This is a genomic window from Bradyrhizobium sp. SZCCHNR1017 (assembly GCF_032381375.1).
Taxonomy (GTDB): Bacteria; Pseudomonadota; Alphaproteobacteria; order Rhizobiales; family Xanthobacteraceae; genus Bradyrhizobium.
This window is the reverse complement of sequence record NZ_JAUHIR010000004.1, coordinates 1-21,669: the sequence shown is the minus strand read 5'-3', so window position 1 is coordinate 21,669 and position 21,669 is coordinate 1. Positions and strand designations below refer to the sequence as shown.

The 21,669-nt window shown below is 65.4% G+C and carries 28 protein-coding genes; 9 read left to right on the top strand and 19 right to left on the bottom strand.

From position 1 onward, the window contains the following. Position 1: 1 nt before the first annotated feature. From QW863_RS12305 to QW863_RS12285, 5 genes are all read right to left on the bottom strand, one after another. Positions 2 to 1,096: an HWE histidine kinase domain-containing protein gene (locus QW863_RS12305; RefSeq protein ID WP_315714068.1), complete on the bottom strand. Its 1,095-nt coding sequence runs from the start codon at positions 1,094 to 1,096 to the stop codon at positions 2 to 4. Between the two features lie 274 nt (positions 1,097 to 1,370). Continuing rightward, positions 1,371 to 2,195, bottom strand: coding sequence for a carbohydrate ABC transporter permease (locus tag QW863_RS12300; RefSeq protein ID WP_315714069.1), 825 nt, complete (start codon positions 2,193 to 2,195; stop codon positions 1,371 to 1,373). Beyond that, on the bottom strand, positions 2,192 to 3,127 hold the full coding sequence (locus tag QW863_RS12295) for a sugar ABC transporter permease (RefSeq protein WP_315714070.1): 936 nt from the start codon (positions 3,125 to 3,127) through the stop codon (positions 2,192 to 2,194). The genes QW863_RS12300 and QW863_RS12295 overlap by 4 nt, the downstream gene beginning before the upstream one ends. Further along, positions 3,124 to 4,443, bottom strand: coding sequence for a sugar ABC transporter substrate-binding protein (locus tag QW863_RS12290; RefSeq protein WP_315714071.1), 1,320 nt, complete (start codon positions 4,441 to 4,443; stop codon positions 3,124 to 3,126). The genes QW863_RS12295 and QW863_RS12290 overlap by 4 nt, the downstream gene beginning before the upstream one ends. Before the next feature lie 124 nt (positions 4,444 to 4,567). Continuing rightward, a complete protein-coding gene (locus QW863_RS12285; RefSeq protein WP_315714072.1) occupies positions 4,568 to 5,800 on the bottom strand; it encodes a benzoate/H(+) symporter BenE family transporter in 1,233 nt (410 codons plus the stop codon). A gap of 231 nt (positions 5,801 to 6,031) precedes the next feature. Here QW863_RS12285 and QW863_RS12280 point away from each other — a divergent pair, with 231 nt between their 5' ends. Next, the gene (locus QW863_RS12280) at positions 6,032 to 6,562 is read left to right on the top strand and encodes an REP-associated tyrosine transposase (protein WP_315714073.1); all 531 of its coding nucleotides are present in this window, start codon (positions 6,032 to 6,034) and stop codon (positions 6,560 to 6,562) included. Between the two features lie 327 nt (positions 6,563 to 6,889). Here the strand turns inward: QW863_RS12280 and QW863_RS12275 are convergent, their stop codons facing one another. The 6 genes from QW863_RS12275 to lgt all read right to left on the bottom strand — a co-directional run bounded on the left by QW863_RS12275 (position 6,890) and on the right by lgt (position 12,255). Further along, a complete protein-coding gene (locus QW863_RS12275) occupies positions 6,890 to 7,123 on the bottom strand; it encodes a hypothetical protein (protein ID WP_315714074.1) in 234 nt (77 codons plus the stop codon). 502 nt (positions 7,124 to 7,625) lie between these two features. Further along, complete coding sequence (locus QW863_RS12270; RefSeq protein ID WP_315714378.1) at positions 7,626 to 8,579, bottom strand: ribose-phosphate pyrophosphokinase; 954 nt, start codon at positions 8,577 to 8,579, stop codon at positions 7,626 to 7,628. Between the two features lie 165 nt (positions 8,580 to 8,744). Beyond that, positions 8,745 to 9,308, bottom strand: a complete 564-nt coding sequence (locus tag QW863_RS12265; protein ID WP_315714075.1) for a hypothetical protein — start codon at positions 9,306 to 9,308, stop codon at positions 8,745 to 8,747. A gap of 198 nt (positions 9,309 to 9,506) precedes the next feature. Continuing rightward, the gene (gene pgeF / locus QW863_RS12260; protein ID WP_409977924.1) at positions 9,507 to 10,253 is read right to left on the bottom strand and encodes a peptidoglycan editing factor PgeF; all 747 of its coding nucleotides are present in this window, start codon (positions 10,251 to 10,253) and stop codon (positions 9,507 to 9,509) included. 20 nt (positions 10,254 to 10,273) lie between these two features. Continuing rightward, on the bottom strand, positions 10,274 to 11,401 hold the full coding sequence (locus QW863_RS12255; RefSeq protein WP_315714077.1) for a class I SAM-dependent methyltransferase: 1,128 nt from the start codon (positions 11,399 to 11,401) through the stop codon (positions 10,274 to 10,276). Continuing rightward, positions 11,398 to 12,255 carry a prolipoprotein diacylglyceryl transferase gene (lgt, locus tag QW863_RS12250; RefSeq protein WP_315714078.1) on the bottom strand — a complete coding sequence of 286 codons (858 nt, stop codon included), beginning with the start codon at positions 12,253 to 12,255 and terminating at the stop codon, positions 11,398 to 11,400. The genes QW863_RS12255 and lgt overlap by 4 nt, the downstream gene beginning before the upstream one ends. A gap of 256 nt (positions 12,256 to 12,511) precedes the next feature. Between lgt and QW863_RS12245 the strand changes: the two genes are divergently transcribed. From QW863_RS12245 to ychF, 4 genes are all read left to right on the top strand, one after another. Next, on the top strand, positions 12,512 to 12,802 hold the full coding sequence (locus QW863_RS12245) for an accessory factor UbiK family protein (protein WP_315714079.1): 291 nt from the start codon (positions 12,512 to 12,514) through the stop codon (positions 12,800 to 12,802). Positions 12,803 to 12,987: 185 nt separating this feature from the next. Next, on the top strand, positions 12,988 to 13,677 hold the full coding sequence (locus QW863_RS12240; protein WP_315714080.1) for a 50S ribosomal protein L25/general stress protein Ctc: 690 nt from the start codon (positions 12,988 to 12,990) through the stop codon (positions 13,675 to 13,677). 72 nt (positions 13,678 to 13,749) lie between these two features. Then, positions 13,750 to 14,355 carry an aminoacyl-tRNA hydrolase gene (gene pth, locus QW863_RS12235; RefSeq protein ID WP_315714081.1) on the top strand — a complete coding sequence of 202 codons (606 nt, stop codon included), beginning with the start codon at positions 13,750 to 13,752 and terminating at the stop codon, positions 14,353 to 14,355. Positions 14,356 to 14,396: 41 nt separating this feature from the next. After that, positions 14,397 to 15,494 (top strand): redox-regulated ATPase YchF, encoded by a 1,098-nt coding sequence (gene ychF / locus QW863_RS12230; protein ID WP_315714082.1) that lies wholly within the window; start codon positions 14,397 to 14,399, stop codon positions 15,492 to 15,494. 15 nt (positions 15,495 to 15,509) lie between these two features. On the opposite strand, the gene QW863_RS12225 is transcribed toward ychF, so the two are convergent. Next, positions 15,510 to 15,800 carry a DUF4282 domain-containing protein gene (locus tag QW863_RS12225; RefSeq protein ID WP_315714083.1) on the bottom strand — a complete coding sequence of 97 codons (291 nt, stop codon included), beginning with the start codon at positions 15,798 to 15,800 and terminating at the stop codon, positions 15,510 to 15,512. A 221-nt stretch (positions 15,801 to 16,021) separates the two neighbouring features. On the opposite strand from QW863_RS12225, the gene QW863_RS12220 reads away from it, so the two are divergent. From QW863_RS12220 to QW863_RS12210, 3 genes are all read left to right on the top strand, one after another. After that, positions 16,022 to 16,483, top strand: a complete 462-nt coding sequence (locus QW863_RS12220; protein WP_315714379.1) for a MaoC family dehydratase — start codon at positions 16,022 to 16,024, stop codon at positions 16,481 to 16,483. Further along, positions 16,483 to 16,962, top strand: coding sequence for a MaoC family dehydratase (locus QW863_RS12215; RefSeq protein ID WP_315714084.1), 480 nt, complete (start codon positions 16,483 to 16,485; stop codon positions 16,960 to 16,962). The genes QW863_RS12220 and QW863_RS12215 overlap by 1 nt, the downstream gene beginning before the upstream one ends. A 109-nt stretch (positions 16,963 to 17,071) precedes the next feature. Further along, positions 17,072 to 17,221, top strand: coding sequence for a hypothetical protein (locus QW863_RS12210; protein ID WP_315714401.1), 150 nt, complete (start codon positions 17,072 to 17,074; stop codon positions 17,219 to 17,221). A gap of 56 nt (positions 17,222 to 17,277) precedes the next feature. Here the strand turns inward: QW863_RS12210 and QW863_RS12205 are convergent, their stop codons facing one another. The 6 genes from QW863_RS12205 to QW863_RS12180 all read right to left on the bottom strand — a co-directional run bounded on the left by QW863_RS12205 (position 17,278) and on the right by QW863_RS12180 (position 20,664). Then, positions 17,278 to 17,415, bottom strand: a complete 138-nt coding sequence (locus QW863_RS12205) for a hypothetical protein (RefSeq protein ID WP_315714085.1) — start codon at positions 17,413 to 17,415, stop codon at positions 17,278 to 17,280. Between the two features lie 157 nt (positions 17,416 to 17,572). Then, complete coding sequence (locus tag QW863_RS12200) at positions 17,573 to 17,986, bottom strand: hypothetical protein (RefSeq protein ID WP_315714086.1); 414 nt, start codon at positions 17,984 to 17,986, stop codon at positions 17,573 to 17,575. A 151-nt stretch (positions 17,987 to 18,137) separates the two neighbouring features. Next, positions 18,138 to 19,064, bottom strand: a complete 927-nt coding sequence (locus tag QW863_RS12195) for a hypothetical protein (RefSeq protein WP_315767782.1) — start codon at positions 19,062 to 19,064, stop codon at positions 18,138 to 18,140. A 130-nt stretch (positions 19,065 to 19,194) separates the two neighbouring features. Next, positions 19,195 to 19,635, bottom strand: coding sequence for a nuclear transport factor 2 family protein (locus tag QW863_RS12190; RefSeq protein ID WP_315714088.1), 441 nt, complete (start codon positions 19,633 to 19,635; stop codon positions 19,195 to 19,197). A gap of 181 nt (positions 19,636 to 19,816) precedes the next feature. After that, complete coding sequence (locus tag QW863_RS12185) at positions 19,817 to 20,083, bottom strand: hypothetical protein (RefSeq protein ID WP_315714089.1); 267 nt, start codon at positions 20,081 to 20,083, stop codon at positions 19,817 to 19,819. A 134-nt stretch (positions 20,084 to 20,217) separates the two neighbouring features. Continuing rightward, positions 20,218 to 20,664, bottom strand: a complete 447-nt coding sequence (locus QW863_RS12180) for a nuclear transport factor 2 family protein (protein ID WP_315733967.1) — start codon at positions 20,662 to 20,664, stop codon at positions 20,218 to 20,220. Between the two features lie 340 nt (positions 20,665 to 21,004). Between QW863_RS12180 and QW863_RS12175 the strand changes: the two genes are divergently transcribed. Continuing rightward, the gene (locus QW863_RS12175) at positions 21,005 to 21,226 is read left to right on the top strand and encodes a hypothetical protein (RefSeq protein WP_315714380.1); all 222 of its coding nucleotides are present in this window, start codon (positions 21,005 to 21,007) and stop codon (positions 21,224 to 21,226) included. Between the two features lie 232 nt (positions 21,227 to 21,458). Here QW863_RS12175 and QW863_RS12170 read toward each other — a convergent pair. Further along, on the bottom strand, positions 21,459 to 21,669 hold a 211-nt coding region (locus QW863_RS12170), incomplete at its 5' end, for a hypothetical protein (RefSeq protein WP_315767780.1).

Below are 21,669 nucleotides of genomic sequence, written 5' to 3'. Positions count from 1 at the left end.
GTCATGGCGCGAGCGGCAGGTCGAACGAGACCCTGAGCCCATCCGGCGCGAAGTCGCGCGTGACCTCGCCTTTCAGGGCCGCGCCGAGAATGCGCTCGAACAGCAGCGAGCCGAAGCCGTTGCTCGCAGGTGGGGAGACCTGCGGCCCGCCGTTCTCCTCCCAGGACAGCTTGAGCCGTCCGTCGGCATGGGTCCAGCTCAGCGTCACCCCTCCTGCATCGTTCGACAGCGCGCCGTATTTCACCGCGTTGGTGACGAGCTCGTGCAGCCCCATCGACAGATACAGCGCGACGCCCGGCGGAAGCGGCACGCCAGGACCGTCGACCGTGACACGGTCGCCTTGCAGCGGCGCCAGTTCGGCGCAGACCAGCTCATCGAGCGCGATCGCCTCGCGGCCGCGATCCAGCGCCAGCGCGTGGCTGCGGGTCAGCGCGGCAATGCGGCCGCGCAGCACCTCGCCGAACGCGGCCAGCGCCGAATCGGCGCGGATGCTGAGCGCGATCACGCTGTCGACCAGCGCCAGCGTATTCTTGACACGGTGATTGAGCTCATGGACGAGCACGCGATGGTGCTGCTCGATCGTGCGCCGCCGTGCATTCTCGGTGCGCAGCGCGATCTCGTCCATCACGATCTCGCTGAGCTCGGTGAGCTGGGCGATGTCGTCGTCGCTCCACGGCCGCGGCTCGTGATCGATGGCGCAGAGCGCGCCGATCACCTCGCCGCTCGGCAGCCGCAGGGGGACGCCGAGATAGGCCATCACGCCGAAAACCGGCACCGCGAGATTGTCCTTCACCAGCGGATGCTCGTTGGCGTCGCTGATCACCAGCGGCTGCGCCGAGGTCACGACGTGCTGGCAGAAGGAGTGGCTGAGCGGCGTCTCGCGCAGCGACGCCCACGGCTCGCACAGGCCGACCGAGCTCTTGAAGAACTGCCGGTCGCGATCGACCAGCGCGATGATCGCCGCCGGAGCCTGCAGCAGCCGCGAGGTCAAGCGGGTGACGCGATCGAAGCCCGGCTCCGGCGGCGAGTCGAGCAGCTCGGTCTGCAACAGGGCAGTCAATCGGTCTGGCGCGGAGGCGTCGCGATCGGACGTCATGCAGCTTTCGTCGGTCGGGCGTTCAGCCAGTGACAGGTTGCAAGACGGACCGGACGGAGCGCAAATCCGGAGCCGGTCGATCGTGCGGCGCAGTGGTATTCGGCTGGAACGAAGCCGGCGCAGAGACGAGATGAAGCCATCAACGCGGCCATCGCCGCGCCTCAGGGGCGGGGCGAATCCCGGTTCCACGCAGGTAACCAAGTGGCAGACTATGGCCTGACCAAGGCAAGTTTGGCATTCCGCCGCAGGTTCTCTTTGGTATGCATTATACCCGTCAGCCCCCCTTGACCGCACCCGCCGTCAGGCCGGCCACGATCTGCCGCTGCGCGAACACGGTCAGCAGCAGCACCGGCAGGGTCACGATCAGCGCGGCCGCCGCGAGCGGCCCCCACGAGAGCTGATCGAACGAGATCATGTTGTAGACCGCGACCGGCAAGGTGCGGGTCTCGCGTCCGGCCAGCACGATGCCGAACACGAAATTATTCCAGGAGAAGATCACCGCGAGGATGAAGGCGACGGCGAGGCCGGGCTTCGCCACCGGCAATGCCACGTGACGGAAAACCTGCCAGCGCGTCGCGCCATCGATACGCGCGGCTTCTTCGAGCTCGATCGGCGTGGTCTCGAAATAGCCGATCATGATCCAGATCACGATCGGCACGGTGACGACGAGATGGATGATGATCTGCGGCCACAGCGTGCCGAGCAGGCCGAGCCACTGAAACAAGAGGAACAGCGGGATCAGATAGGACAGGCCCGGCGTGATGCGCGCGATCAGGATCACGATCGCGGACTTGTGCGCGGCCATGCGCGCGATGCCGTAGCCGGCGGGCACGCCGACCAGCATCGCGAGCGCCGTCGCGCCGCCGGTCACCACCAGGCTGTTCTTGAAATAGGTGAAGAAGCGGTTGGACGACAGCACGTCGGCATAGTTCTTCCAGGCGAAATGCTCCGGCCAGAACACCGGCGGATAGGCGGCGTTGTCGACCTCGTACTTCACCGACAGCGAGATCATCCAGAGGAAGAACAGGATCGCCGGCGAGACGATGAGGAAGACGCCGAGCGCGAGCCCGAGTCGGCCGAGGATGGTCTGCGCGCTCATGTGTCGCTCCCCAGCGCATTCCACTGCGCGCGGCGGCGCAACACCAGCAAGAGCGCAGTCAGCGCGATGATCAGCGCGAAGAACACCACCGCGATCGCCGACGCATAGCCGAGGTCGTAATAGACGAAGGCGACGCTGTAGAGATAGAGGTTGATGGTCTCCGACGCCGAGCCCGGGCCGCCCTGGGTGATCGCGAAGATGATGTCGAAGCTCTTGATCGCGTCGATGGCTCGGATCATCGCGGCGATGAACAGGAACGGCATGATCAAGGGCAGGGTGATGTAGCGGAACATCTGCCAGGTGCTGGCGCCGTCGATCTGTGCGCTCTCATACGGCTCCGTCGGTAGCGAGGCGATGCCGCCGAGCACGATCAGCATCACCAGCGGCGTCCACTGCCACGTCTCGACCAGCACCAGCGAGGGGATCACCGTGCCCGGATGGAATACCCAGAGCTGCGGCGGCAGGCCGACCAGCGACAGCAGGTAGTTGAGGATGCCGAGCTGCGGATGGAACATCATCGTCCACACCAGGGCGATCGCCACCGGCGTCGCCATCATCGGCATGATGAACAGCGCCCGCAGCAGTCCCCGGCCGGGGAAGCGGGCATGGAAGATCACCGCCGCGAAGGTGCCGAGCACCAGCGGCAGCAGCACCGATAGAGCCGTATAGGACAGCGTGTGCCCGACCGACTCGACGAAGCGCGGATCGGCCGGCAGCCTGAGATAGTTCGACAGCCCGACGAATGTCGTGGGTGAACCGACCTTCCACTCCTGGAAGCTCATCCAGATCGTGAACAGCCAGGGGAAGATGATCACCGCCAGCACGGTGACCAGCGCCGGGATCACGAACGGCCAGTACGACGGCGGCCGCAACGCACGTTCCGGCGCAGCCGCCTCCGCCGCCGCGCCGGCCTGTTCGACGATCGTGCTCACGCTTTCTCGCTGCGCTCCAGGATCGGGCGGAACTGCTCGTGCGCCTTCTTCAGCTCGGTGGCGGGATCGGCGCCCGACAGCGTCGCGGTCAGCGCCGCACCGACGAGATCGCGGAATTCGGCGACCGGGATGATCACGGGCAGGCCGAGCTTGGAGATCTTGCCGGAGTCGATCGCCGACTGCAGCCACTCCTTCGGCATCTTCACGCCGCCCTGGACCCCGGGGTCGTTGAGCACCGAGTTGCGGAACGGCACGCCGCCGCCGGCCTGCACCAGGCGGGCGCCCTGCGGCTTCGACACCAGCCACTGGCACAGCAGCCAGGCCGCTTCCTTGTTCTTGCTCGCGGCCGCAATGCCGATGCCGTCGCCATAGGTCGCCGAGTACTGCCCCTTCGGTCCCGCGGGCACCACGGTGTAGCCGACCTTGCCGACCACGCGCGAGGCGTTGGGATCCTCCAGCGGCGGCGCCCAGCCGACGCCGTCGATCCACATCGCCGAGCGGCCTTGCGTGAACGAGGCCATCGACTCCATCCAGTTGAAGCCGGCCACGCCCGGAGGCGCGCAGGTCGTCAGCAGCTTCTGATACAGCTTGGTCGCCTCGACGGCCTCCGGGCCGTCGGTCAGGATGTTGCCCTTGGCATCCAGGAACTCGCCGCCATAGTTGAGGAAGAAGTTCGTCCAGAGGGTCATGTTGGCGTTGCGCAGGCCGCGGCCGACGAAGCCGAAGATGCCGTCCTTGGCATCGGTCAGCTTCTGCGCCGCCGTGACCATTTCGTCGAGCGTCTTCGGCACTTCGACGCCCTTCTTCGCGAACAGCTCCTTGTTGTAGTAGAGGATGAAGTAGTCCACCGACCATGGCAGCGAGAACATCCGGCCCTTGTCGTTGCTGGCGTAACTGAGGCCAGCGGCGGAGAAATCGCTCTGCACGAGGTCCGGCGCGGTGAGGTTCGGGTCCTTCATGAAGTCGGTGATGTCGGCGAGCCAGCCGGCCTTCTCGAACTGCCGCTTCTGCACGTGATAGCTGAGATGGACGACGTCGAAGCTCGGCTTGCCCGACGACAGTTCGATCACGACCTTCTGTCGCTGCTGCTGCTCCGGGATCTGCTCGGATTCCACCTCGATGCCGGTCAGCGCGGTGAATTCCTTGATGTTCTTCTGCAGATTGTCGCCGCGCGGCCCCTTGGCCAGGATCACCTCGAGCTTGGTACCGGCATATTTCTTCCACTGCGGCTCCGACCAGGCGGGCTGGCCGGTGAGCGCAAGCGCGCCTGCTGCTGCCGTACCCGCAAGCATGTTGCGGCGCGTGATCGCGGTCATCATATCCTCCCAGAAGACTTCTTGTTTGGTCGTGAAGTGTAGCGCGATCCAGCGGCGCTGCAACAGCATGGTGCCCGTTCGACTGGGGATGCGACGACAGCGCGTGGTGCGATGCGGCAATCCGTTATGCGCCCGATGCGGCTGTGAAATCCGTCCGCTCCAGCAGCCACGACAGTGCAAAGCCGGCGACGAGCCCCCAGAACGCGGCGCCGATGTTGAGCAGGGGCACGTCGGCGACGGTGACGAGGAAGGCGATCAGGGCGCCGAGCGAGAAGTTCGTTCTGAACGCGGTCACGAACGCCGTTTGCAGCACGCGCAGCATGGCGAGGCCCGCCAGCGCGGTGATCAATGATTTCGGCGCGATCAGCAGCAGCGTGGTGAAGGTCGGCGCCAGCAGGCCGAAGCCGAGCGCCAGCACGCCCACGACCATCGCCGCGGTATAGTGGCGCTTGCGCTCGCCGCCGGAGACGACGATCGCGTTGGTCGGTCCGGTCAGGCAGGTCGAGACGCCGCCGACGACAGCTGATAGCGCCGAGCCGATGCCGCAGGCCACGGTGACGAGATTGACCGGCGGCTTGTGACCGGCGGCGGTCAGCACCGCAAAGCCCTGGCCGTTCTGCACCACCAGCACGGTGACCGCGAGCGGCACGATCAGCTCGATCATGGCCGCGAGCGACCAGGATGGCGTGGGGATCACCGGATGGATCAGCGCGATCTGCAGCGACGCATTCTGATCATACTTGCCGAACAGGAGAGCCGCGAGCGTGCCGATGACGAGCGCGCCGATGATTGGCGGGCAGCGCCGGCCCAGCGCAGGGAGTGCGGTCAGCAGCAGCCAGAGCACGACCATCGGCCCGGCGATGGCAAAGTCGGCGAACACGGCGCGGACGAGATCGAGGCCGAAGCGCAGGAATACGCCGGCGACCATGCCCATCACGATCGGCATCGGCACCAGCTGCATCGCGCGCTTGACCCAGCCGGTGAGCCCGAGCACCAGCATCAACAGCGCCGTACCGTAGAACGCGCCGACCACCTGCGGGAAGCTGAGATGCGTCAGCGACTGGCCGACCAGGACGGTGCCCGGAATGGTCCAGAACAGCACCAGTGGCTCGTGATAGCGCCACGACAGCAGCAGTGTGATCAGGCCGTTGATGAAGAACACGCCGAAGATCCACGACGCGATCTCCGCCTGCGACAGCCCGCCATTGGCGCCGACCGACAGGATGATGGCGACCGGTCCGGTGATCGCGAACAGCCAGCCGATGAAGCCGTGCGAGGCGTAGAGCGGACCGAAGTCACTGGAGATCTGGCCGAGGCTGGGCGGCGGTCCGGCGGGACGTTCGATGGCGCTGAACATGAGGGCGGGGCTCGGGGCTGGGGTTCTTGTTTGCTCGCATCTCCAGGGGATGCTGGCCGAACAGGACGGCCTGTGCAAGGCACGGGGCTGATCGGCGGATTACGCTTCGCTAATCCGCCCTACAGGTTCGAGCGTAGGGCGGATTAGGCGAAGCCGTAATCCGCCGCAAATCTTGAATTCATGCATCCGCTGCGAGTAGGCTTACGTTGGTTTCGACTCGAAGCTCGATCCATGCCCAACTATCGACGCGCATTCGTTCCAGGCGGTTGTTGGTTTTTCACGCTGAATCTGCTCGATCGGCGTCAGAGCTTGCTGATCGATCACATCGACGTCCTGCGCTCCGCGGTCGCCGCCACGAAGCGGCGTTTTCCTTTCGAGATCGATGCCTTCGTGGTGATGCCCGATCATCTTCATGCCGTCTGGACCTTGCCGCCCGATGACGCCGACTTCTCGATGCGCTGGCGGCTGATCAAGAACCGCTTCGCGCGGGCGCTTCCAAGGACAGAAAATCTCAGCCCCACTCGTGTGGTGCGGCAGGAGCGCGGCATCTGGCAGCGCCGATTCTGGGAGCATCTTATCCGCGACGAAGAAGATTATGCCCGTCACGTGGAGTATTGTTACATCAATCCGGTGAAGCATAGCTTCGTCAGCCGCGTCGCGGACTGGCCGCATTCTTCGTTTCATCGCGATGTGCGCGCAGGAATGTTTCCTGCGGACTGGGCGGGTGATGTCGAGGTCAGCGGAACGTTCGGAGAGCGTTGACGGAGTCAAGTTTGTCTCGAAATCCCGTGCTGTGTGGTGGCGGATTACGCTTCGCTAATCCGCCCTACGCTCGACCCGTAGGGCGGATTAGGCGCAGCCGTAATCCGCCGTATGTATCCGCGCTAAAGGGGCAATCTTCTGCCCGTCGACCAAATCACCTCATTGCTGCAAATCCTGTCCACCCCTTCGGATAAAAATAAATCGCTTGACGATTTCGCAAAATCAGCATTATGGTCCCGCTCGTTCCGTTGCGTCGGAGGGGACGTACCGCGGTCGTCATGGACGTCGGCAACGGAATGCGATGGGCGGGTCGGGTCGCAGCGTGATTCAGTTCGCGTCGACGAACGATGCGGCCCGCACGGTCAAGTCGCGCGGTCCTGGCACCCCGAAGCTGGTGTCCCGCGTAACGCGCGCAAGCGCGTTGCGCGCACGGTGGCCAACAAGCCGGCGCACCGGGGAGAACGCGAAGCAGCCGTCAAAACCGTCGCGCAGGGAGGGCCGGGTGTGTTCGGCCAGACCTGTGGTACCTGCCGCCTGCATTTTTTTCAGCAGGCGGGCCACGGGCGCGGCCAGCGCCCGGCCTTCCCTGCGCCCTTCATCTCGTGAGGGCGGCACGATGAGCAAAGCTCGGACGCAAAATGCGTCGCGAGATCGCGGAGCTGCATCGCCAGATGTCGGCAGACAATGTTGCCATGAAAGACACCGCGGGCGTCGTTGCGAGCGCAGCGACTTGTCCGCCGGAACTCGGAGAGCGTAGGCGGAAGCAATCCAGGATCTCTCCGTTGAGGCACCCTGGATTGCTTCGTCGCTGCGCTTCTCGCAATGACGGCGTATGGGGCAAGCTGCCCACCCTCCCCTGGAGGGGGAGGGTCGCCTCACGACGAGCGAAGCGAGACGTGAGGCGAGGTGGGGTGATCTCTCCACTTGCACCAGAGCCTGCGGAGAGATCACCCCACCCCGCTCGCCCGCTTCGCGTGCGATCGACCCTCCCCCTCCAGGGGAGGGTGGGCCAAATCGAGTTCTAGCGCGAGAAGGATGAGGCGACGTTCGCAGACAACCGAGGTCAGTCGAACAGGCTCGACACCGATTCTTCCGCCGCCGTCCGCCCGATCGCCTCGGCGATCAGCGGCGCGATCGCCAGCGTGCGGATGTTGGGGGCGTTGCGGACCGCTTCGGTCGGCATGATGGAGTCGGTGATGACGAGCTCCTTCAGCCGCGACGAGGTGATACGGGACGCGGCACCGCCGGAGAGCACGCCATGCGTGATGTAGGCGTAGACGTCCTTGGCGCCGTATTTGAGCAGCGCATCCGCCGCGTTCACCAGGGTGCCGCCGGAATCGACGATGTCGTCGATCAGGATGCAGGTGTGGCCGGAGACGTCGCCGATCACGTTCATGACCTCGGACTCGCCGGGACGCTCGCGGCGCTTGTCGACGATGGCGAGCGGCGTGTTGATGCGCTTGGCCAGGCCTCGGGCGCGCGCCACGCCGCCGACGTCCGGCGAGACGACCATGAGGTTGGAGAGATCGAAGCGATCCTTGATGTCGCGCACCATCAGCGGCGAGGCAAAAAGGTTATCGGTCGGGATGTCGAAGAAGCCCTGGATCTGGCCGGCGTGCAGATCGAGCGTCATGACGCGGTCGACGCCCGCATGGGTGATCAGGTTCGCGACGAGCTTGGCCGAGATCGGCGTGCGCGAGTTCGATTTGCGATCCTGCCGCGCATAGCCGAAATAGGGCACCACGGCGGTGATGCGGCGCGCGGAGGCGCGGCGCAGCGCATCGGTGATGATCAGGAGCTCCATCAGCAGGTCGTTCGCCGGATAGGACGTCGATTGAATGATGAAGACGTCGGAGCCGCGGACGTTCTCCTGGATCTCGACGAAGATCTCCATGTCGGCGAAGCGCCGGACCACCGCTTTCGTCAGCGGCAGCCCAAGTTCAGCGGCGATGCCGGCGGCGAGAGCCGGATTGGAGTTGCCGGCGACGAGTTTGATGGAGCCGTTCTTGGCCGACATCGTGAATTCTCCTCGCGTCTCGCTGGAGACCTTGTTCAGCATATCGGGCTATCCATGGAACCGGCAGTTTTGCACGGGCGAGGTGATATCAAGGACACCGCGCGCATGGCAACCCGCCGCGGGTGTTTTTCCCGGTCAAAAACGGCGCAAAATGCGCCTCTTTGCCTAATGGTCGGTGTAGCCGAGGGCCGCGACGCTGGTGCCGCCGGACGCCGGCGACGCGGGCTCGGCCACGGCGACCGCGGGGCCGCGGGTGGCCGGTGCCGCCGGTGGCGCGCCGTCGGCGGGCGCGGTGCCGTTCAGCATGTTCGAAAGTCCGCTGAAGCCCGCCTGCGCGATTTTCCGAAGCACCATATCGTCGACATTGTTCCACGGATCGCGTCCGCCGCGTCCGACCGGCTCTTCACCCGACAGCCGCAGCGCGCGCTGCTGATTGCGATCATAGACGTCGAACACCCAGGCGATCACGCCCTTGCCGCCGACGACCTGGGCGGAGAGATAGGTGCGGACACGATACGCTGCAGGGGCCTCGCGCGACACGATGGCGAGGCTGCGCAGTTTGGACTCGCTGTCGAGCACGCTGACCATGCGGTCGAAGATCTGCGGCGGCGGGCCGTCAATCTGCTCGAAGGCGATCGTGGCGCTATCCGATGCAGGCGCCATCGCATAGGCGTTGGACGGGCCACCGCTGCTGGTCGCGCAGCCGCCGAGCGTTGCAGCGGACGTCATCAGCAAAACGGCAACGCAGGCGTGCTGCGCAGCGCGGCTGATCCGTCGAAGTGGTGTCGGCGCTCCCCTCATCGTCGGGAGCGATATCGTTAAAATCGATTAACGTCTAGGTCGCGGCTGCCACAGATTGGGACAGAGTGCACTCAGTTGTACAGAAAGGGTTAAGCAATCCACATGCGGCCACAATGGCGCCCCGCTTCAGCCTTCGAGCATGATGGCATGGACGTGCCGGCCATAGTCCGGCTCCCTGCGATGCACAGAGCGGCGGTAACTGAAGAAGCGCTCATCGGCATAGGTGTCGAGGCCGAGGTCGTCGATCAGCAGCACGCCGGCGTTTTCCAGCCGCATCCGGATGAAGCCGGCGAGGTCGAACATTGCGTGGCCGTCGCGCGTCGAGGGCAGGAAGAAGCGCGCGTGCTCGGCGTCGTCGTCGAGGAAGCGCGTGACGAACTCGGCGCCGACTTCATAGCTCGGCTGGCGGATCAGGGGGCCGACGGCGGCGACGACCTGCCCGCGCTCGGCGCCAAGCTCCTCCATCGCCTGCAGCGTGGCTTCGAGCACGCCGGTGAGCGCGCCTTTCCAGCCGGCATGGGCGGCGCCGATGACGCGCCTCTCGGGGTCGGCGAACAGGATCGGCCCGCAATCGGCCGTGGTGACGCCGATCGCGAGATTCGGCGTTGCGGTCACCAGCGCGTCGGCCTTCGGCCTGACCGGGCTGTCCCAGGGCCCGGTCGCGACCACGACGTCGGGCGAATGGATCTGGTGCAGGCTGAGGAACTGGTCGGGCGCGACGCCGAGATGGGCGGCCATGCGGCGGCGGTTTTCCCGGACGTTCTCCGGCACGTCATTCGATCCGAGCCCGCCATTGAGGCCGGCATAGATGCCGTCGGAGACGCCGCCCTCGCGGGTGAAGAAGGCGTGGCGCAGGCCAGGGATCGCGGACATCACATCCGATGATACCAGCATCACGCGCCTCCCGTGTTCTCGTTGGTGTGTTCGTCGCTGATGCCCGCCAGCACCGGAATGGCCGGATCGGAGATGCCGAGCACCTTGAACAGCGACCCCATTCCGCCGCGGCCGCCGCCGGTCAGGCGCTTCAGCCCGCTCGCGATGTCCTGCGAGACTTCCGGCGACGCCTTCTGCATCAGGGTCAGCGCGCGGGTTTCGATGCCGAGCCGCTGCAGGAACTCGCCCTGCGTGACCGGGCCGTGAACGCGCGCGCCGACGGCTTCCGCGGCCCGCGCCAGCGCGTCGAAATCGACATGGGCGGTGATGTCGGCAAGCCCCGGTGTCTTGAGGGGATCAGCGAAGCTATGACGGGCGATGGCCTGGAAGGTGTCGCCGACGTCGCTGCGCACATGGCCGTAATCGATGATTACGGCGGCGCCGCGCTGGTCGCGGATGCGCCTGGCGATGGCCATCATCTCCATGTTCGGCCGCCATTCGAAGATCGCGCCGGCCGGCGCGGCGCGCACCAGCGGCGGCAGCAGCAGCTCGAAGCCGGGCGTCGGATCGGCGGCCGCGCCGTAGACGAAGTTCTCCTCCTCGTCGAGCTCGACGACGCGCTCGTGCCAGCCGGTCTCGCGCCTGATCATCTGGTGGATCGGCAGCACGTCGAAATACTCGTTGGCGAAGATGACGCTGGGGCCCTCCGGCACCTCGTCGAAGCTCTCGTGCCAGTTGACGTTGCGCAGGCCGGTCAGCGTCGCCTTCTGCTTTTCGCGCAGGACAGGATTGACCTCGACCAGGTGGACCGAGATCGTCTGGTACAGCGGCGGCAGCACGCGCAGCGCCCGCAGCGCATCCGACATCATGGTGCCGCGGCCGGGGCCCAGCTCGATCAGCCGGAATTGCTGCGGCGATCCCGTCGCCTTCCAGATCGAGGCCGCCCACAGCCCGAGCAACTCGCCGAACATCTGGCTCACTTCGGGGGCGGTGGTGAAGTCGCCCTCGCGTCCGAGCGGATCGCGCGAGATGTAGTAGCCGTGCTCCGGATGCATCAGGCACAGCTCCATGTAGCGCCAGACCGGCATCGGGCCGGACGCCTTGATCAGCCGCTTGATCTCGGTGTGGAGCGGAGAGGTTTCGATCACGGATTGGCCTGCAGCGGGGGAGTGGCTTGATGTGTCCCGTGCTTGCGCAGCGCCCGCGCCACCAGGATGGCGCCGATGATCAGCATCGGCACCGACAGCACCATGCCCATGGTCAGGCCACCCCAGAGAAAGCCCAATTGCTTGTCGGGCTCGCGGAACAGCTCGCTGGTGATGCGCGCCGCGCCATAGAGGGTGATGAAGCTGCCGAGGATCAGGCCGGCCCGTTTCAGCGCGCCGAACCGGATCATGATCGCCAGCACGATGAACAGCACGATGCCTTCGAGGCCGGCCTCGTAGAGCTGGCTCGGATGGCGCGGGAGATGGGTCGGATCGCGCGGGAAGATCATCGCCCAGGGCACGCTTGCATCGGCGGCACGGCCCCACAGCTCACCATTGATGAAATTGGCGATGCGGCCGAGCAGCAGGCCGATGGGCGCGACCGCAGTGGTGACGTCGCCGAGCGAGAGGATCGGCAGGCCGTTGCGGCGGGCGAACCAGATCACGGCGAGCACGCAGCCCATGAAGCCGCCATGGAACGACATGCCGCCGTTCCACAGCTCGAAGATCTCGAGCGGATGATCGATGAAGAACGGCAGGTTGTAGAACAGCACGTAGCCGGTGCGGCCGCCGAGGATGATGCCGATCGTGACCCACAGGATGAAGTCGTCGAGCTGGACCAGCGACACCGGCGCCGGGCCGCCCCACAGCCGCTCCTTCTTGAGCAGCGAGCGAGCGTAGAGCCAGCCGATCACGATGCCGCAGATATAGGCCAGCGCGTACCAGCGGATCGCGAACGGGCCGATCGCGATCGCAACCGGATCGAACACGGGGAAATCGATGAGGAGAGGCGTCATTCACTGGCTTTCGTGGACACGGCGTCCCGCTTCCGGAAGCCCCCGGGCGATGCGGGCTTCGAACGAGCCCCGCCACATGAACGGGCGCGGCGCGATGTGATCTCAGGGCTGCTCATACCAGCGCCGCGGGCCGGCGCAACAAGTACGATGACAAGGAAACCAAGGCATGACAAGACGGCCCATCTTGCGGGCGGCGACAGGGATCGCCATTCTGTCTTCCATTATCTTGCTCGTCGCGGGACGCGGAGTTTCTCACATGACCCAGACCAACAACCGGTTTTTCGACGAACTCGGCCGCCTGATGAACGATGCCGCAGGTGCCGCCCAGGGCATGAAGCGGGAGGTCGATTCCGTCATCCGCAACCAGGCGGAGAAGATCCTGAACGACCTGGACATCGTGAAGCGCGAGGAGTTCGAGGCGGTCAAGGACATGGCCCGGCTCGCCCGCGAGGAGAACGAGGCGCTGAAGGCGCGGATCGCGGCGCTGGAAGCCAAGCTGGGTGGTGCGGCCGGCACGCCGCCGGGCGCCGGCAGCGCGGATGGCTGACGCCGCGGCCGGGTCGCCCTGGGACGGGAGGGGCAGGCGGCCCCTTCATTTCCTTGTCATTTCCCGGGTTTGCCGCTAGAACGCCGCCACGTCCGCGGCCCCCGCACCCCTGGAGGCTTGCCGAAGGACGTCCAGCAACGGGCCGCATTGCGGCCTTTAACTTTTTAAAACAAGGACTTAACACGATGGCGACCGTCAGAGAACTGAAGGCGACCGCCCGTCCGTCAGTCGGCAAGGGGGCCGCACGGGCAGAGCGTCGCGCCGGGAGAGTGCCCGGAGTGATTTATGGAGACAACCAGCCCCCGCTGCCGATCTCGGTGGAAGACCGCGAGCTGCGCCAGCGCATCCTCGCAGGCCGGTTTCTGACCACGATCTTCGACGTCACCCTCGACGGCAAGAAGCACCGGGTGATCCCGCGCGACTTCCACCTCGATCCGGTCAAGGACTTCCCGATCCACGTCGACTTCATGCGGCTCGGCCAGGGCGCGACCATTCGCGTCAGCGTGCCGCTGCATGTGGTGGGCTCGGAAGGCGCGCCGGGCGTCAAGCGCGGCGGCACGGTCAACATCGTGACCCACACGCTCGAGCTCGAGTGCCTCGCGGAGAACATTCCGCAGTACATCGAGGCCGATGTCAGCGCGCTCGAGATCAACCACTCGCTGCACATCTCCGATGTCAAGCTGCCGACCGGTGTGAAGACGCTCTCGCGCGACGACGCGACGCTCGTCACCATCGTGCCGCCGTCGGGCTATGGCGAGGAGCAGAAGGCGGCTGCTGGCGCCGCAGCGGCGCCCGCTGCTGCTGCTCCGGCTGCCGCTGCGAAGGCTCCCGCGGCCGCTGCCAAGGCGCCGGCTGGCGGCGACAAGAAGAAGTAAGCCGTTCCGCTTCTGGGAAGCACGGGCGGGTCCCGTGCTTCTCGAAGCGACGGCGGGGGCGGATGCCGCGTCATGCTGCTGTTTGTCGGCCTCGGCAATCCCGGCGCGAAATATGCGCGCAACCGGCACAATATCGGCTTCATGGCCGTTGACGAGATCGCGCGGCGTCACCGCTTTTCGCCGTGGCGACGCAGGTTTCAGGGCGAGACCTCGGAAGGCACGCTCGACTCCGAGCGCGTCATCCTGCTCAAGCCCACGACCTATATGAACGAATCCGGCCGCGCCGTGCAGGAAGCGGCCAGCTTCTTCAAGCTCGGCGTCGGCGACGTCACGGTGTTTCAGGATGAGCTGGAATTGTCGCCGGGCAAGCTGCGCGTGAAGGTCGGCGGCGGCATTGCCGGCCATAACGGGTTGCGCTCGATCTCGGCGCATCTCGGCAACGACTATCGCCGCGTCCGGCTCGGCATCGGTCATCCCGGCGTCAAGGAATTGGTGCACGGCCATGTGCTGTCGGACTTCGCCAAGTCCGACATGCCCTGGGTCGAGGCGCTGTGCGAGGCGGTGGCCGACAATGCGGGTTTGTTGACGGGCAAGCGCGACTCCACCTTCGCCAACAAGGTGCATCTGGCGCTGCAGGCCAAAGGTTTTCTGGACAAGGGCGATGCCGGCGCCGCGTAAGGCGCCCCGGGCCCTCGCCTCAAGAGGATGCGAGACGGATCATGGGATTCAAATGCGGGATCGTCGGCTTGCCCAACGTCGGCAAGTCGACGCTGTTCAACGCGCTGACGGAGACGGCGGCGGCGCAGGCCGCGAACTATCCGTTCTGCACCATCGAGCCGAATGTCGGCGAGGTCGCGGTGCCAGACCCCAGGCTCGAGAAGCTTGCGGCGATCGCCAAGTCGGGCCAGATCATTCCGACGCGGCTGACCTTCGTCGACATCGCCGGCCTGGTGCGCGGCGCCTCCAAGGGTGAAGGCCTCGGCAACCAGTTTCTCGCCAACATCCGCGAGGTCGACGCGATCGCGCATGTCGTGCGCTGCTTCGAGGATTCCGACATCACCCATGTCGAGGGCAAGATCGCCCCGCTCGCCGACATCGAGACCATCGAAACCGAGCTGATGCTGTCCGATCTCGACAGCCTCGAGAAGCGGGTCGACAACCTCGCCAAGAAGGCCAAGGGCGGCGACAAGGACGCCAAGGAGCAGTACGAGCTGGTCACCCGTGCTCTGGTGCTGCTGCGCGACGGCAAGCCCGCGCGGCTGCTGGAGCGCAAGCCGGAGGAGGAGCGCGCCTTCGGCATGCTCGGACTGCTCACCTCCAAGCCCGTGCTCTACGTCTGCAATGTCGAGGAAGGCTCGGCCAAGGACGGCAACAGCTTCTCAAAGGCGGTGTTTGAGCGCGCCAAGGAGGAGGGCGCGGTCGCCGTCGTGATCTCGGCCAAGATCGAGTCCGAGATTGCGACGCTGTCGCGCGAGGAGCGAGTGGATTTCCTGGAGACGCTCGGGCTCGAAGAGGCAGGTCTCGATCGGCTCATCCGCGCCGGCTATCAGCTGCTCGACCTGATCACCTACTTTACGGTCGGTCCGAAGGAAGCGCGCGCCTGGACCATTCACCGCGGCACCAAGGCGCCGGCGGCGGCCGGCGTCATTCACACCGATTTCGAGAAGGGCTTCATCCGCGCCGAAACCATCGCCTATGCCGACTATGTCGCGCTCGGCGGCGAGGCGGGCGCCCGCGAGGGTGGCAAGCTGCGCCTCGAAGGCAAGGAGTATGTCGTCGCCGACGGCGACGTCATGCACTTCCGCTTCAACAACTAAGGCCGTGCGGGGCGGCTACATCCGCCCCTGCTCGCGGATCGCGCCGAGATGCTCGTTGATGCGGAAGACGATCAGCACGAACTCGGCGATGATGCGCGAGAACACCATGCCGACGATGATGCCGGCGAGCGACGACAACAGCATCAGGAAACCGCCGAACGGGCTGATCGCCATTTCGGAGAGGCCCGTGAAAATGCCGCGAATTCCCGACAGGATGATCAGCGCAATCACGAGCCAATAGAACGTCTTGATGATGGTGGGCGTGATGAAGCGGTCCCACTGGAACAAATCGCGAAATTCCAACATCTTGATCCCCCGGCCACGTCCGAATCGGTCGTCAAATCCGTCTTTAAGTCGTGTTCGAATTGCGCGCCAGACGGCATCGGCGGCAGCCGAATTCGTTCCGGTATATGGCGCCTTCTGGCACTCTCTTGCGACTGGACCGGGCGTCAGCCATGCGAGCGGCCCGGTTGTGATTGCTGCAAAGTGCGGCCACAATCGGGCTTCTTTCAGCCATTCCCAACCTCATGACCCTCACCTTCGAAGATTTTCCGCAAGGCCCGTTCGGCAGCTTCGGCCCGCGACACGTCACCCGCGACGAGATCATCGCCTTCGCGTCTGAGTTTGATCCGCAGCCGATGCATCTGGACGAACTGGCTGCCTCGCAGTCGATGCTCAAGGGTCTGTCCGGCTCGGGCTGGCACCTCTGCTCGCTGATGATGCGCATGATGTTCGACGGCTTCATCGGCCGCACCGCTTCGCTCGGCTCGCCGGGCGTCAACGAGGTCCGGTGGCTGTCGCCGCTGCGTCCTGACGATGAGCTGATGCTCGATGTGGAGGTTCTGGAAGCGCGGGTGTCGCGGAGCCGTCCGTCGACCGGGATCGTCACCTTCAAATGCAGCGTGCGCAACAAGGCTGGCATGAGACTTTGCGAGATGGTTTCTCCCATCATCGTCGAGCGCCGTGAGAGCCGCGGGCAGGTGGGCTGATGCGCTTTTTCGAGGATCTTCAGGTCGGCCAGCGCCGCGAGCTCGGCTCCTACACGTTCACTGTCGAAGAGATTAAGCGCTTTGCCATTCAATTCGATCCGCAGCGCTTTCATCTCGACGAGGAAGAGGGCCGCCGGTCGCTGTTCGGCGGGCTCGCGGCATCGGGATGGCACATCGGCTCGGTCTGCATGAAGCTGATCGTCGCGGACAATCAGCGACTGCTGGAGATCGCGCGCACGCGTGGCGAGCCGATCGCTCTCGGAGGTCCTTCTCCCGGCTTCCGTGATCTGCGCTGGCACAAGCCGGTGCTTGCAGGAGATACGATCAGCTTCTCGAGCGAGATTGATTCGCTTCGCGAGTCGGCCTCGCGCCCGGAGTGGGGCATCCTGCAGGCGCGCAATACCGGCATCAATCAGCGCGACGAGCTGGTGTTCTCTGTGCTTGCGTCGGCCTTCGTCCCTCGACGGAACAACGGTTGAGGCGAAAAGGTCACGCTTCGTAGGATTGTCGGCGCGGAACGAACTTCGCGCTAACGCATTCTGAACTCCGACTCTATAAGACAGCCAATCAGGGATCAGGATGTGGGGGATGAGTATGGCAGATCGCGGTGGTCTGAAACTCCTCGGCTTTATCTTTGCCAGCGTGACGCTCGCGGTGATGCTCGCGACGGGAATGGTCGTGAAGGGCTACGCGGACGGATCGTATTCGCTCGAGACGTCAGCGACGATCAACGAGTGACGGTTTAACTACTCGTTAACCAGAACGGACCACGCGGTCCTGTTCGTAGAGGCGATCTAGCGGCTCCAGATGAGCACCATGATCGCCATCGCCACCACCAGCAAACCGACGAAACTGACCATGATGGTCCCGATCCGCTGAGGCTTGGGCCGCAGAGGAATCGGATCGGTGTTGTGCGGCCGGATCGTTTCCATGAGAGCGACATCCCCCTGACGCAACCTGCCCGCCACGAGAGCGGCGGAAGTTGGTCGCGGGAGGGCCGGGGCGCGTTCAAGGACGCGGCGCTGCAAAGACGAAAACCGCCGCGCGATGGCTCGCACGGCGGTCCTCTTCAAGATCCGGAAAGAACGTTCAGCTGCTGCGCAGGCCGTCGGCGGCGCGCTTCCACTGCGTGACGTTCTCGGCGATCGCCCGGGTCGACTTCATCGCCGCCTGGCTGAGCTGCGCATAGCTCGCGATCTCGCGCTGCACCCGCTGGCCCTCGGCATGCAGCAGTTCGCGCAGGCTCTCGAGCTCCCCGATCAGGTTCTCGATCTCCGACAGCGAGGTGCCGGCGACGCGCTGGATCAGCGTGGTGACGCTGTTCACTGCTGCATCGGCATCGATCGAGGCCTCAGCCGTGGCAGCCGCATTGGGGCGGCGCAGATAGGCGATATCGTTACGGACGAAATCACGAATGCCGGCCTCGACTTCGGAGACCGCGGCCAGATCCGTATCCAGCTCGGCTTCAGTTCCATCGATCTTGTCCGGACGAATGACATTCATCGGCTAATTCCTCATTTCGCGTTCAAACGAGCGCGGTGTCCCCGCACGACGAACTTCTCAAAGCCTATCAGTGCGGCCAAATTGGGCCGCACCGCGGCGAAGTCGCGGCGATCGTTCGATCATTCGTGGCGGGCTGCCGCAATGGTGAACGTCACCAGCTCCGCTTGAAGCCGGCCGAGATGCTCTTGCTGGTGCCGCCCTGCGCGGTCTCGCTGACTGAGCCGGAGACGCTGAGACCATCCGACAGCTTCTGCTCCGCGCCGATCTTGCGCAGCCATTTGTCGTCGCTCGACGACAGGGTCTGGCCGGCGGTGAGGCTGGTGCCGGTGTCGCCGATCGAGAGCCTGGCGGATTGCTCGGTGTCGAAGCTGCGGCTGGTCTTCGGCGCCGCGCCGGGAATCGGCACCATGCCCTGTTGGGTGACGTTGTAGCCGTTCTGCAGGGTCAGATTGTAGTGATCGATCGGCACCGCCTTGGTGATGGTGGTGCCGAGCCGGCTGTGATCGGAGCCGGGATCGACGCGGGCCTCGATGGCGGTCTTGTCCCAGATCGAGCCGGCCCCCGGCGCGGTGACGGCCGCCCAGGCCGAGCCGCCGGATTCCGGAGCATTGCCGCCGTTCTCGGCCTTCTCCGCCAGCAATTCCGACATCGTGGTCGGCTGCCGGGCGACCGTCATGTCGGCGCCGACGCGGGCGTCCCAGAACGGCGATACCGACTGCTTGACCGATACGCCCGAGGCGAGGCTGCCCTTGTTCTGGTTCGACCAGTCGAGCGCGGCGGCCTTCTCTGAGGCGGCCTTGCGCTTCGCCGCCGCGGCGGCTTCGGGACGGTCGAGGAAGGTGGTGTCGTCGATCGCGAGCTGGCTCCAGTCGAGCTTCTCGACGTCGATGTCCTTCATCGGGTCGGCCGCTGCCTGGTCCTCGGACTTGTCCTCGTCCTCCGGCTCCGGCGCGATCTGCTGCCAGGGTGTGATCTGCAGCGGCTGCGGCGCCTGCATCAGCGTCTGGGCCGGCGCGGCGGACGCAAGAAGGCCGAAGCCGGCCGTGAAAACCGCCAGCGCGCAACCATACGATGTCATGAGAGCAACCCCCGCCGCCCGAACCTGTGTGCCGGAATATGGTGGAATCTTGGCGCAAAATTATGGCTGCGCCAGTCACGATGTGTTGGGTTGCCGGTGAGTGTGACCACAATCCAACACGCCGGCGGGCTCAGGCGAAGCTGCCGATGCGCGGCAGGTCGATGGGGCGGCCGAGCGTCTGCTCGACCAGATCGAACGTATCGATCAGGATCCGCAGCCGCGCGAGCTTGCCGGCGCGGAATTGCATGAATTGCGCGAGCCGCGCCGTGATCGGCTTGTCGGAATCCTGCGCCGTCATCGCGCAGCGGACCATGGTCGCCGCGCTGGTCTCGTCCAGCATCAAGGTCTCGCGCTCCAGCCGGCGGATGCTCACATTGTCCGCGATCTGCCTGACGGCGTCGAGCACGGCGGCGCGGCCGTGCCGCGCACCGAGGAAGGGAAACATGTCGATCGGGCCGTAGATGGCCCAGTCGATGTCGTCATCGAGAAGTTCGGCGAAATCGTCGAAACGGCGGTCGTTGATCGCGCCATGCAATGCGCGCGACAGACGCCAGAGGCTGTGCTCCGTCATCGGCTCGGGATCCTGAACTGGCTTGCAAGGGGGCGCGCCGGCCTCAAGGCGACGTCGCAACGGACATCGCGCGCCGGGGCGCCGAATCTATCTCTCTTGAGCCTCACATAAATCAACCACCTGCGCGCGCAACGGCTGTTTTTGCATTGCACAAATGCGCGCGACCGCCGGTCGCCGCGCCCTAACGCCCTTCGTGCTGCATGCGCTGCTGCGCGATCGCGACCTCGTGGTCGCGGAAGGCGGCCATGCCGAACAGGGTGGCGCCGGCGAGGCCGCCGATCAGGGCGCCGAGCGGCATGAAGGTGAAGAACACCAGCATGCCCGCATAGCCTTCGAATTCGCTGGTGTTGAACAGCTCGATCCAGGCCAGTCCAAGCCCTACTCCGATCGTCGCGCCGCCGACGACGCCCATCACCAGTCCGGCCATCGCCAGGAATGCTATTCTCATGTCACCGATGCCCCGTATACCACCGCTGATGGGGTGCGGAGCCCGGGCCACAGGTTCAAGGCGACGAGGCCGCCGGTGGTGACGTTTGCGTGATCGGCTGGTCCAGGCCCTGGTCCGCTACGGCCGTGCCGGCCTCAGGGCCGTGCGGCGCCCGCGATCAGCAGCCGGCTGAGATCGCATTCGAGCACCTGCTGCACCAGGTCGTAGGTGTCCATGATCTCGCGGATGCGGGCGACGCGGCCGTCGCGCAGCGTGTAGAACGCGGCGAGGTCGTATTGCACGATGCGGTCGTTGTCGCGCTTGCGCAGGAAGATGCGCAGATCCACGGCGACCTGGTCGCCTTCGCAGATCATGGTCTTGATCTCGTGCCGGACCTCGGCATAGCGGCTGCGCGCCGTCTCCCACATCTGCCGCACCTCGGCCTTGCCCCGGCGGCCGCCGAGATGGGGGAAGATGTCGATCGGCGCCGAGGCGAAGTGCTCGAGGTCGTCGGTGCAATGCGCCAGCACGCTGTCGAAATCGCCGGCGGCATGGGCCTCGAGCAGTTTGCGCACGCGCTGCTTGTTGATGTGCTCGATCATCCTGTCTCCACTGACGGGAATGTCCGCGTCGGCGATCTCGTTCTGGAGATGCCGGCGGACGGCCGTCAACCACCTGTGTGACCGTCGGCCGGCTCAATGCGCCGGTACGGTGAACGGAAGCTTGGCGAGTGATCGCGTCACGATCATGTCTCAGGGCGTGTCTCAGCCCACTCTCGGCTCATCTCTCAGCTCATTTCTCAGCTCTTGGGTCATCACCGCGCGCGATAAGGTTCGCGCAACGCGTCATGCCGGTTGCGAGGCGGGAACCGGCCCGCCGCGTCGCCGTTACCTCGCACCATTCTTGCGGAGCTCGATCATGACGATGTCGATCACGAAGACCATGCTGGCCGCCTCCGTCGCAGCGCTGGCGCTGCTGTCGACGCAGGCCGCCGAGGCCAAGGGGTGCATCAAGGGCGCCATCGTCGGCGGCGTGGCCGGCCACTATGCCGGCCATCACGGCGTGCTCGGCGCCGCCGCCGGCTGCCTCTATGGCCGTCACCGCGCCAAGGAGCAGGAGCGTCAGCAGCAGCAGGGCCAGGTCAACGGGCAGGGCCGGACGTAGTCGAGAGGGCGCGTCGAGCCCCGGCGCAGCGGTCGTGTCCGTCGCGGGTCGTCCGCCCCGTCGGCGGGGATGGACGCGCGTCTGTCTCAACACGCTCCACTGTCGTCCCGGCGAACGCCGGGACCCATACCCCCAGGGAGCGGTTTGAGGCAAATTGGTGATGGGCATTTTGCCCATCACGTCCGCTGCGGCGTATGGATCCCGGATCGGCGCCGCGACGCGCTGGCGCGCGTCACAGCTTGTCCGGGACGACAGCGGTGGGTTTGGCGGATTCACGATTCAAACAGCGATCGAGTTGAAGACATGAGAACGTGATCTCGCGGCGAGACTCGCCCGAGTGATGCATTGAACATGTCCCTCGCAAACCATGCAGAGGGCGCAGGGAATGCCGGGTGAAGGCCTCACCCATGGCCCGCCTGCGAAAAAAATGCAGGCGGCAGGTA